General features: G+C 36.9%; 12 protein-coding genes. 4 read left to right on the forward strand and 8 right to left on the reverse strand.

Features of this window, described 5'->3' with window-relative positions; all coding sequences use genetic code 11:
* The 6 genes from AB1397_01530 to lsrF form a co-directional block, all read right to left on the reverse strand.
* Positions 1-202, reverse strand: a 202-nt coding sequence (locus AB1397_01530) for a hypothetical protein (GenBank protein ID MEW6481677.1), incomplete at its 3' end; no start/stop codon positions are given.
* Complete coding sequence (gene proC / locus AB1397_01535) at positions 199-990, reverse strand: pyrroline-5-carboxylate reductase (protein MEW6481678.1); 792 nt, start codon at positions 988-990, stop codon at positions 199-201. The genes proC and AB1397_01530, both read right to left, overlap by 4 nt.
* Complete coding sequence (locus AB1397_01540) at positions 987-1,961, reverse strand: alcohol dehydrogenase catalytic domain-containing protein (GenBank protein MEW6481679.1); 975 nt, start codon at positions 1,959-1,961, stop codon at positions 987-989. Before AB1397_01540 ends, proC begins: the two co-directional genes overlap by 4 nt.
* Before the next feature lie 33 nt (positions 1,962-1,994).
* Positions 1,995-2,339 (reverse strand): HEPN domain-containing protein, encoded by a 345-nt coding sequence (locus AB1397_01545; GenBank protein ID MEW6481680.1) that lies wholly within the window; start codon positions 2,337-2,339, stop codon positions 1,995-1,997.
* Positions 2,336-2,650, reverse strand: a complete 315-nt coding sequence (locus AB1397_01550; GenBank protein ID MEW6481681.1) for a nucleotidyltransferase domain-containing protein — start codon at positions 2,648-2,650, stop codon at positions 2,336-2,338. Before AB1397_01550 ends, AB1397_01545 begins: the two co-directional genes overlap by 4 nt.
* Positions 2,643-3,431: a 3-hydroxy-5-phosphonooxypentane-2,4-dione thiolase gene (gene lsrF / locus AB1397_01555; protein MEW6481682.1), complete on the reverse strand. Its 789-nt coding sequence runs from the start codon at positions 3,429-3,431 to the stop codon at positions 2,643-2,645. The genes AB1397_01550 and lsrF overlap by 8 nt, the downstream gene beginning before the upstream one ends.
* A 136-nt stretch (positions 3,432-3,567) precedes the next feature.
* Here lsrF and AB1397_01560 point away from each other — a divergent pair, with 136 nt between their 5' ends.
* Genes AB1397_01560 through AB1397_01575 form a run of 4 tightly spaced genes read left to right on the forward strand, consistent with a single transcriptional unit; the run spans position 3,568 to position 8,034 of the window.
* A complete protein-coding gene (locus AB1397_01560; protein ID MEW6481683.1) occupies positions 3,568-5,157 on the forward strand; it encodes a sensor domain-containing diguanylate cyclase in 1,590 nt (529 codons plus the stop codon).
* Complete coding sequence (locus tag AB1397_01565) at positions 5,129-6,613, forward strand: GAF domain-containing protein (GenBank protein ID MEW6481684.1); 1,485 nt, start codon at positions 5,129-5,131, stop codon at positions 6,611-6,613. Before AB1397_01560 ends, AB1397_01565 begins: the two co-directional genes overlap by 29 nt.
* Positions 6,600-7,304: a biotin--[acetyl-CoA-carboxylase] ligase gene (locus AB1397_01570; GenBank protein ID MEW6481685.1), complete on the forward strand. Its 705-nt coding sequence runs from the start codon at positions 6,600-6,602 to the stop codon at positions 7,302-7,304. Before AB1397_01565 ends, AB1397_01570 begins: the two co-directional genes overlap by 14 nt.
* A complete protein-coding gene (locus AB1397_01575; protein MEW6481686.1) occupies positions 7,294-8,034 on the forward strand; it encodes a type III pantothenate kinase in 741 nt (246 codons plus the stop codon). The genes AB1397_01570 and AB1397_01575 overlap by 11 nt, the downstream gene beginning before the upstream one ends.
* Positions 8,035-8,053: 19 nt before the next feature.
* On the opposite strand, the gene hisD is transcribed toward AB1397_01575, so the two are convergent.
* Both hisD and AB1397_01585 read right to left on the reverse strand, forming a co-directional pair.
* Positions 8,054-9,256 carry a histidinol dehydrogenase gene (hisD, locus tag AB1397_01580; protein ID MEW6481687.1) on the reverse strand — a complete coding sequence of 401 codons (1,203 nt, stop codon included), beginning with the start codon at positions 9,254-9,256 and terminating at the stop codon, positions 8,054-8,056.
* On the reverse strand, positions 9,253-10,179 hold the full coding sequence (locus tag AB1397_01585; GenBank protein ID MEW6481688.1) for a PIN domain-containing protein: 927 nt from the start codon (positions 10,177-10,179) through the stop codon (positions 9,253-9,255). Before AB1397_01585 ends, hisD begins: the two co-directional genes overlap by 4 nt.
* Between the last annotated feature and the right edge of the window lie 120 nt (positions 10,180-10,299).

Here is a 10,299-nt window from a genome sequence, read left to right on the forward strand (position 1 = left end):
GATATAGACCCTCTTGAAAAAGAATATCCTCTTTCTTTGCCTCTTGACTAAAGCCAATGTTAAAAGCAAGAATAAACAAGATTAGTATGCGTTTAGCTGTCCTATTTAGGCACAAAAGCACAAAGGCACAAAGGCACAAAGTAAATAAATTCCAAATTCCAAGCAAATCCGCAATCCGAAATCCGAAATCCGAAATTATCATCCTAATTCCTTTGCCCTTTTTTCTGCGGATAAAACCGCTTTCCAGATTATTCCCGAAAGGTTTTCTTTTTCCATTACCTCAATTGCTGCCATTGTTGTTCCCCCAGGGGATGTAACCATATCCCTTAGCTCTGCCGGGTGCTTTTTTGTTTGTTTCATCATCAAAACCGAGCCTGATATGGTTGTCAAAACAAGCCTTTCAGAAATATCCCTTGAAAGCCCCATCTTCACACCTACAGAGATTAGGGCATCTATTATAACAAAGATATATGCAGGACCAGAGCCAGAAAGGGCAGTTACAGCATCTATGAGGTTTTCATCTACCTCTACAACATCGCCCAAAGCAAAAAATATCATCTTTGCAAAGGAAACATCAGAATCATCGGCATATTTTCCCTTTGCTATGGCAGATATTCCGCAAGAAATTAAACAAGGCATATTCGGCATCACCCTTATTATCCTTGCATTGTTTAGCCTTTCCTCAATAAAACCTGTTTTAATCCCCGCGGCAATTGAAATTATATGGTGTCCCTTTACCCCCTGCTTAATTTGCTCTAAAAGATCTCCCATATGGTAAGGTTTTATCGCTAAAATAATCCCATCGGCAAAAGGAAAGACCTCAAGGTTATTTTGGGTAGTTTTTATTTTAAGCTCATCTTCCAGGGCTTTTAATTTTTCTTTCTCGATATCAGAGGCGATAATTTCATCGGGCTTGAAGATACCCTTTTTCAAAATCCCTTTGATAATCGCACCACCCATATTTCCACAACCAATTATGCCAATTTTCATAAGACAATCACCACCTTCATTGATTCTTTTTGTTCTTCTACAACAGAAAATCCCTCTTGTATTTTTTCAAGAGGAAACCTGTGGGTTATCATAGATTCTGCATCTATTTTTTTAATTAGCCTTAATGCCTCTTGTAAATCCCTTGGTCCTGCACCATAGGATGTAACCATCGTTATCTCTTGCCTCCAGAGATTGCTAATCGGAAAGGGAATTTGTAAAGAGGGAGAAGGCACAGCAAAGAAAACAATGACCCCTCCCTTATCAATAGATGAAAATGCCATATCTATTGCCTCTGGATTGCCAGAGCATAAGATAACACAATCAGCAAGGATTTTTTCCTTATTTCCCTTAAAAACAAGGTCTGCCCCAAATTCTTCTGCTTTTTTTAGACGGTATTCATTTAGATCAACCCCAATGGTATATAATCCTCTTATTTTTCCCAAAGTTACATTAAGCAATCCTGATACACCGCACCCGATTACTAGCAAAGTTTGCCTTTCCCAAATCTTTGCAAGGTTTTGTGCCCTGATAACACAAGCAAGTGGCTCAATAAGGCTTCCTACATCATAAGATATACCATCTGGTAAAGAATATATACCAAATTCTACATTCATCCTTGAAAGCCTGATGTATTCAGAAAATCCTCCTGGGTCATAGTTTGTTTGGTGTAGGGTTTCGCAGGAGGTATGATGACCATTAAGGCAATAATGGCATTTGTTGCAGGGGATATGATGTGAGGCAAATATCCTTTGGCCCACTTTATAATTTTCTGACCTGCTTTCTATAATCTCACCCGTTGCCTCATGTCCTAAAATAAGGGGTGCCTTTTTTATCCTATACCATTCTAAAAGGTCGGTTCCGCATATCCCGCAAGCCCTTGTTTTCATCAAGATTTCACCCTCAGAAATCTTTGGGATAGGTTTTTCTTCAACCCTTATATCCTTATTATTATAGTAAACCCCAACCTTCACTCTAATAAAGCCTCAATAAAACCCTTTGCCTCCTCAATATCTTTTTTTACATCCTCGCAGGTCAATCCTTCTTCTACTAACCCTGGATAGCGTTCGCTGAAGATATCCAGAGACCCTTTCGCATAAGGCACGGAAAGGCTCAAGGTTTTGATTATATTTCACTACATCGTCTAAGAGAGAATCAATTTCATGGATCTTTTTGAGCTTCCACCCTTTTCCAAGAAGAAAGGCTTTGATGTATTTTTCAAGAGACTGTTGGAGAAAAAAGGAGGCTCCTTCTGGGTCTTCATCCTCCAACATCCTTTCCATCCTATTCCAGTCCATTTGTGCCTTTTTAATCCAATCTGGAGGATAAAGAGAATCTTTTGCTTCCTTCATAATTCTACCCCTTCCTCCAAAATTTCATTTATGAATTGGTCTTTTATTTCTATTCTTTTTTGAAGCTCTTTATAGGTAAGGACAATAGGAGCAATAGGAATGCCATTTCGCAAATCCCTTATCAGACGCTTTACACTTGCCATCCTCTCATAAAATCGTTCTTTTGTTTCTGCAACAATAAAAAGGTCTACATCACTATCTTCTGTCTGCTCTCCCTTTGCATATGAACCAAATAAAATAACCTTCTCTGCTTTATATTCCTTTTTAAGCCTCTCGCTTATTAGCCTTATCCTTTCCATTACATTATCCATTTTTCTCTTTTAAAAATATTTCATCCGCCTTATCTGGTGTAGCATTTTCATGGACAATCGCCCTTAAAGCCTTTATCATTCCTACTGGATTTTCATTCTGCCAGATATTTCTGCCAAGATTAATGCCAATTGCGCCCTTTTGTATTCCATCATAGACAAAGTTAAAAACCTCCCTTTCGGTTTCTACCTTAGGTCCACCTGCCATAACTACTGGCACTGGGCAGCCCTGCACTACCTTTTCAAAGTTTTCACACCAATAGGTTTTTACAACCTTAGCACCCAACTCAGCGGCAATCCTGCAGCATAAAGCAAGATAGCGGGCATCCCTTTTTTCAAGCTCTTTGCCTACGGCAGTAACCGCCATTACCGGAATACCATATCTTTCGCCTTCATCAACCAATTTAGCCAAATTTAAGAGGGTCTCTTTTTCATAGGAAGAGCCGATAAATATAGAAATACCCAATGCCTGTGCATTGAGCCTGATAGCCTCTTCTATGGAAGTTGTAATTCCTTCATTGGCAAGGTCTTTGCCCACCATACTTGTTCCACCTGAAACCCTAAGAATAATTGGCTTGGTATTACTAGGGTCTATACAAAAACGCAATACCCCCCTTGTTACAAAAAGGGCATCATAATAGGGCAAAAGGGGCTTTATAGTTTCCCCTGGTTTTTCTAGCTTTCTGGTTGGCCCTTGAAAATACCCATGGTCTATAGGCATAAACATACACCTATTATCTGGCTGAATTAGCTGAGATAGCCGATTTTTCATTCCCCAATCCATAATCTCACCCCTTATCTTAAATTTTAAAAGATTTTATCCTTATTCTTTGAAAGTGTCAAATGAAAAATAATCGGGATGATAAAAAAAGAAATACTTGAAAAGGACAAAAGCTACAACTTATAATAATATAGAGACGATGAAAGAAATAATATTTTGCGAGAAGGCACTTGAAATATCGTATAAAGCAAGATGGCTTTTTCTTACTTTTGTATTGTTGGGACTTCAACTTGTGCCTTTTCCTTCTGAAAATTGGCCAAATATCTACCTTCTTCTTGTAATCTCTTTAATCTACAATATATCAACAAGGTTTCTTAACTTTCCAGAAATCTACGAAAGGACAAGAAACATATGCTATGCGGAGACTGTAATGGATACAATGTTTCTTATAGGCATTATCTACCTTACCGGAGGACACAATAGCCCATTTTGGATATTCTTTATTGTTATTATTATGTTTTCTGCAATCTATTATTCCCCAGGTAAGACCTTACTTATAACCCTTGGAATAAGCCTCCTTTACCTTCTTATCTCAATTCTTTCTGGTAGCCATTTTAAAGAAATGCTTTCTATTCTTTGTTTAAAAATCCCTGTCCTCTTTGCTGCTTGTGGATTAAGCATATTTTCAAACCAGCAAATAAAAAGCCAGGGAGAGGAGCTTGAGATTGAAAAGGAAAAAATTAAGTATCTACTTCGTGCCTTTCATCATAATGTGGTTGCCATTCAAAAGAAAAATAAGGTTCTCTCTGAGGTATATAACATCTCCTTAAAAACGCAAGGAGATCTTAGTCTTTCCGAACAACTTGCCGATATTTGTAATACTACAATTTCATTTTTAAACCTCGATATATCTGGAATATGGCTTATGAAAAAAAATGGAAGCCTTAAGCTTACAGGAGGAACAAAAAATATCCCCCCTTCCCTTCCCGAAAAAATAAAGATCGGAGAGGGGATTATAGGAAGAACTGCTTTGAAAAAAGAGCCATTGATTATAAATGACCTGTTAAAATGGGATTCTCTTCAATTTAAGGATGGACCATCCTCCTACATAGGAATTCCACTTATTGTTGACAATGAAATGCTTGGGGTATTTGCTTGTGCTTCATCATATCCAAAGGAGTTTAAAGAGGAAGATTATCTAAAATTTCTCCTTCTTATTGCCTGTAGAACCTCTTTGTCTATAAAAAATGCCTATCTTAACGAGGAGATAAAGAGAATGACCATTACAGATGAGCTAACCGGTCTTTATAACTACAAGTATTTCATTGAAACCCTGAAAAAGGAACTCCACAAAGCAGAGAGACTTTCTTGTCCCTTCTCTTTGCTTATGATAGATATAGATAATTTTAAAGACTTCAATGAAAAATATGGACATCATATGGGAAATCAGATACTTTGTGCTTTAGCCCTTAATCTTACAGGTTCTTTAAGGGAAGAGGATTTCCTTGCAAGATTTGGGGAGGAAGAATTTGTCATTATCCTTCCCTCGGCAGATAAGGAGGAGGGAATAATGGTTTCTGAAAGGATAAGAAAATGTATAAGCGAAGCCGTGCTTATTGAGAATACAGAGTCTATTACTGTAAGCATTGGAGTTTCATCATTTCCGCAGGATGGAAAGAAATTTGATGAAATTCTTCTCTGTGCAGACAAGGCTATGACCATGGCAAAGGAAAAAGGAGGAAATAGGACTATTGCATGGAATGGAAAAAATAATAAAATTTCCCTCTAGAATATTCATCATCGCAAACCGAATAAGATGGTTTGTTCTTATTTTAACCATCCTTGTCCTTCAGATAAAATACCCCGATTGGACAAATAAACCAAACCTTTTCCTCTCCATCATTCTCCTTACCATATATAACATTATAGCAAGAATCCTTATCTTAAAGAAAGAATGGGAAAATATAGCTTATGCTGAAAGCACCCTGGATGTAGTTTTTATAAGCTCTATTATCTTAGGAACTGGGACAACAAAAAGCCCATTTTTTCTCTTCTTTCTATTTCCTATTATCTTTTCAGCTTGCTACTATAGACCAACCACATCCTTTGGCCTTACCTTTGGAATATCCCTCCTTTATCTTTTAATCTTTCTTTTAAACAAGGGAGAATGGGTCTTTTTTCTTATAAGAATTCCTATATTCTTTGGAATCTGGACAATCTCGTCCTATATTGCCAAAGAACTAAGATTTGCCCAGAGAGAGGTTGAATATGAAACAAGAAGGGCAGCAATGTTACAGGAAGAGATGCGTAAAAGGCAGGAAAGGATTGAGGAAGAAAGAAAAGAGCTTGAACAACTCTATAATATTTCCTTAAAAGTAGATAGAACCCAAAATCTAGGAGAAGCATTTTCTTCCATAATCTCTGCCTTTTCTTCATACCTTAAGACAGAGATTAGTCTTATTGCGAGAAAAGAAAAAGGAAGGCTTAGGGTGATTGCGGGTGATAACCTTATTGGAGAATCTGAAAAGACAAGGGAGTGTATGAATGAGATAATGGAAAGTGGAAAGCCTTTGGTTTTGGGAAATATTGGCAGGGAGAAAAGAGAATCCCTTATCCCATATCAAAGAATGGGGATTGTCTCCCTTATTATCTTTCCCCTTATTATAAAAGGAGAAAGGATTGGTGTTTTAATGGGAGGGTGGAAGAAAGAAAGAAAATTTAGCCCTGAAGAACAAAGGTTCTCAACAATCATAGCCAGCATAACCTCCTTGATTATAGAAAACTTTAATCTTTCAGGAGAGATAGAGAGGCTTCTTATCGTAGATAAAGTAACCAGCCTCTTTAACTACTATTATTTTGAAGAGGCAATAAGAAGGGAGATAGAGAGGGCAAGGATGCTTAATGATCTATTCTCTGTTTTAATTGTTAAAATAGAGGGTGAAATAAAAGATCCCTCTCTTTTAGAAAGGCTCGGGCTTGTCCTTAATTTCCAAACCAGAAAGGAAGACCTTGTGGCAATGAAGGATGAGAAATTCTATCTCCTTGTCCATAGAATAGGCCAAAAAGAGGCTTTTGCTGTTTCTAATAGGATAAGAAGAGAGGTTTTAAGACAGATAAATATTCCAATAATTATTGGGAGTGCAAGCTTTCACAGCTCTATAATAAACCATACAGAGCTTCTTTCTAATGCTTTCTCTGCATTAAAAGAAGCCGAACTTAAAGAAAGTAGAATTGTTACTAAATAAGATTGGAAGAAGTATCCATCGCTTTGAGACAATTGGCTCTACACAGGATTTAGCAAGAAGCCTTATTTTATCAGGGGCAAATGATGGAGAGGTGGTTATTTCGGAAATTCAATCCTCTGGAAGGGGAAGGAGGGGAGATGAATGGGTTTCTCCTAAGGGAGGTCTTTGGTTTTCTATCATTTTATTCCCATACAACCTAAATGTAGATAGCCTTCCTTTATTTTCTTTAGGGATTTCCTTTGCAATAAGTGAGGCAATAAAGCAAGAGACAGGGCTTTTTTGCTTTACCAAATGGCCAAATGATTTGTATGTTAAGGAAAAGAAAATAGGGGGTATCCTTATTGAATCAGATATATCATTAAATCGGGTAAATTGGTTAATTGTGGGAATCGGGATAAATGTAAATATAGATAAAGGGCTCCTTCCGGAAAATGCAACATCCATAAAGGAGGAATTAAAAAAAGGGGTCTCTCTTGAGGCTCTATTTTTTTCTATACTAAATGGTATAGATGAAATTTATACAAATATTGACGGGATTTTAGACCTTCTCCCAATGATAAAGGAGAGATGTATTACAATAGGAAAAGAGGTGCAATTTGAAAATATCTCTGGAAGGGCGATTGATATAGATCTGCAAGGAAGGCTTATTATCAAAACAAAAGAGGGAAAAACTGTATATAATGAATTTTAAACTAGGAGAAATAAACAGAGAGAAAAAATTATTTCTTGCGATTGATATTGGAAATACAAAGACAAAGTTTGCCTTGTTTTTAGGCGACAAAATCGTCTTTAAAGATAGTATTCCAACTGGTATAGCTTCCTCCTTGTTTGAAAAAATAAGAGAAAAACCCTCTGAAATCTGTATAGCCTCGGTTGTTCCCAAGGTAAATCCTGAAATTTTAGACAGGGCAAAAACCCTTGGGATTACTCCTAGATTTGTCTCATACGATAAGATAAAGACAAGCATTAAGAACCCAGAAAAAATAGGTCAGGATAGAATTGCAAATGTCCTAGCTGCATTAGATCAATACAAACCTCCCATCATCATTGTTGATTTAGGAACCGCAACGGTCTTTGATTGCATAAATAAAGATTCCATATATATCGGTGGTGCTATCCTTCCTGGAATTGAGATATCAATTTCTTCTTTGTTCAAAAGATGTGCCCTTCTTTCTCCTGTTGAGATTAAAGAGCCAAAATCGCTTATTGGAGATGATACAAAATCTGCTATACAATCTGGTATATTTTATGGAGCTATTGAGCAGATAGATGGGATGACAAGAAGGATAAAAAAAAGGATAAAGGGAGCAATGGTTATTGGAACGGGCGGAATAGACTTTTTTCTCCCACATCTAAAAGGGATTGATCTAATAGACTCCGACCTTACCCTCAAGGGAATAAGGCAATATGCATTATCCTAAAAATCAAAAGGTTATTTCTTTAGGATTTACATCTCTTTTCTATACTTTCTTTGTGCTTTATAAGGCCCTCAATTTCTGCCAATCTGATAGCATCCTTATCCTCTAATACCCCATCTTTGATATAGGAGATAAGGGAAATCCTCTTTTGAAATGTGGATACAGAAAGCCCTGAGAAAAACCTCGCACTTTGTAAGGTTGGAAGGACATGGGAAGGTCCTGCAATATAATCACCCAGGGCAACAGGGGAATATTGGCCAAGGAATATAGCACCTGCATTTTCAATTTTCTCTAAAAGTCTCTCTGGCTCTTTTGTATAAAGACAAAGGTGCTCAGGAGAAAATAGATTGGAAAGATAGCAAGCCTCATTTAGATTTTTTGTAATTATTATTGTTGCCTTATTGCCTACATTTTTTTCAACCTCCCTTGCAAGGGTTTTTGAGCTTGTTATCAATATAGAAAATCCGCCAGTTGCATGTTCTGCCTGGGCAAGGAGGTCAAGGCTTACAAATTCTGGATTGCAAGTATAATCTGCAATTATTAAAATTTCTGATGGACCTGCCAGAAGGTCAATTCCCACATCACCAAAAACAAGCCTCTTTGCAGAGGTTACATAGATATTTCCAGGTCCTGCTATTAAATCAACCCCCTTTATCGTCTCTGTTCCATAAGCAAAGCCTGCAATTGCCTGGGCTCCTCCCATTTGATAAACCTCATTGATTTTAAGGAGATAGCATATTCCAAGGATATAGGGGTTTATTGGTGGAGGAGAAGCTACAGCAATCTCAGAAACACCTGCTATCTTTGCTGGAATTGCTGTCATAAGGAGGGTTGAGACAAGGGGAAATTTGCCTCCTGGGATGTATAAACCTACCCTTTTTATAGGCTTTATGATTTCACCCATTATCTTTCCCTTTTCTGTTTTCTTCCAGGTTTTCCTCAATTGCCTTTTATGAAAGGTGCTAATGTTTTTAATCGCCTTCTTTATAGCTTCTATATCATCCCTTTTTATATCCTTGTAGGCAAGAAAAATCTCCCTTTCATTCACCCTTAAAGAGGAAAGGGAGATTTTATCAAATTTTTTTGTAAATTTTAAAACAGAAGAATCGCCACCTTTTTTTACCGATAAGATAATTTCCCTTGTTTTTTCTATAATCTTCTCATCAAGACCCCTATTTTTTATCTCTCCTATGCTCTTTCTATCCTCTGGATACCTTAATATCATTTAGATACTTTGGTAAATATTATCCTTCCTGTTGGACTTTGAAGGACATTGGACACCTCTGCCTTTATTTTTTTCCCAAGATAATCCGAACCATCTTCAATAATAACCATTGTTCCATCCTCAAGATAGCCTAACCCTTGGCCAAAATCCTTGCCCTCCTTTACAACCTGGATGGAAAATACCTCTCCTGGAAGAATAATGGGTTTTAATGCTTGAATAAGGTCATTGATATTTAGGATAGAGATTCCTTCTATTTGGGCTACCTTACTAAGATTGTAATCACAGGTTAATATTACCCCCCCTATCTTCTTTGCCAGAATTATAAGCTTTCTGTCAACCTCCTTTGCCTCTCCTATTGGGTCTTCCTCTATTATATGGATTGCTGTTTCCTTCTTGAGCTTTTTTAAAACCTCAAAACCCCTCCTCCCCCTATTTCTTTTTAAGGGATCGGATAAATCTGCAATTGCTTGGAGCTCATTCAGGACAAACCTTGGAAGGACAATTTCTCCCTCTAAAAATCCAGCCTTTATAACATCAACAATCCTTCCATCAATAATGATGCTTGTATCTAAAACCTTCTTTCTTTCCCCCTTCTTCTTAAATAATTCTAAAACCTCCTGGTATCTTTCATAACCTAAGCTTGCTCCTAGAAATCCTGACGCAATTGATATTCCAAGTATTAGAAGAGGGTCTTTGATAAAAGAAGAACCTATGCTTGCCACCAAAAGCCCTATTATTAGCCATAAGCATAATATAAAAAAGGTTTTAGGTTTTATCCTTCTTAAAAGAAACTCACATCCTATAAATCCTCCTCCTATGCCTATTCCGATTAATATTCCTATAGGAGGAGAACCTATCCTTATTCCTGCTAAATATCCCAAGAAAGAGGCAAGAAGGAGAAAAATCATTCTTATTTTTAACATTTCTCCTTAACCTCCTTTTAAAAATTTATAGTTAATTCCATAACGCTTTACAAAATGTATGTGTTTAGATAATCTTAAGGAAAACTTTATAAAATTATGAATTTTGAATGTTGAATTTTG

It is taken from the genome of bacterium (assembly GCA_040756715.1).
GTDB lineage: Bacteria > UBA9089 > UBA9088 > UBA9088 > UBA9088 > JBFLYE01.

Bases quoted from the DNA above. Each gene is read 5' to 3' on its own strand.
- AB1397_01575 (MEW6481686.1), top strand. From the start codon at position 7,294: ATGAATTTTAAACTAGGAGAAATAAACAGAGAGAAAAAATTATTTCTT.
- proC (MEW6481678.1), bottom strand. From the start codon at position 990: ATGAAAATTGGCATAATTGGTTGTGGAAATATGGGTGGTGCGATTATC.
- AB1397_01550 (MEW6481681.1), bottom strand. From the start codon at position 2,650: ATGGATAATGTAATGGAAAGGATAAGGCTAATAAGCGAGAGGCTTAAA.
- AB1397_01545 (MEW6481680.1), bottom strand. From the start codon at position 2,339: ATGAAGGAAGCAAAAGATTCTCTTTATCCTCCAGATTGGATTAAAAAG.
- AB1397_01560 (MEW6481683.1), top strand. From the start codon at position 3,568: ATGAAAGAAATAATATTTTGCGAGAAGGCACTTGAAATATCGTATAAA.
- lsrF (MEW6481682.1), bottom strand. From the start codon at position 3,431: ATGGATTGGGGAATGAAAAATCGGCTATCTCAGCTAATTCAGCCAGAT.
- AB1397_01565 (MEW6481684.1), top strand. From the start codon at position 5,129: ATGGAAAAAATAATAAAATTTCCCTCTAGAATATTCATCATCGCAAAC.
- hisD (MEW6481687.1), bottom strand. From the start codon at position 9,256: ATGATATTAAGGTATCCAGAGGATAGAAAGAGCATAGGAGAGATAAAA.
- AB1397_01585 (MEW6481688.1), bottom strand. From the start codon at position 10,179: ATGTTAAAAATAAGAATGATTTTTCTCCTTCTTGCCTCTTTCTTGGGA.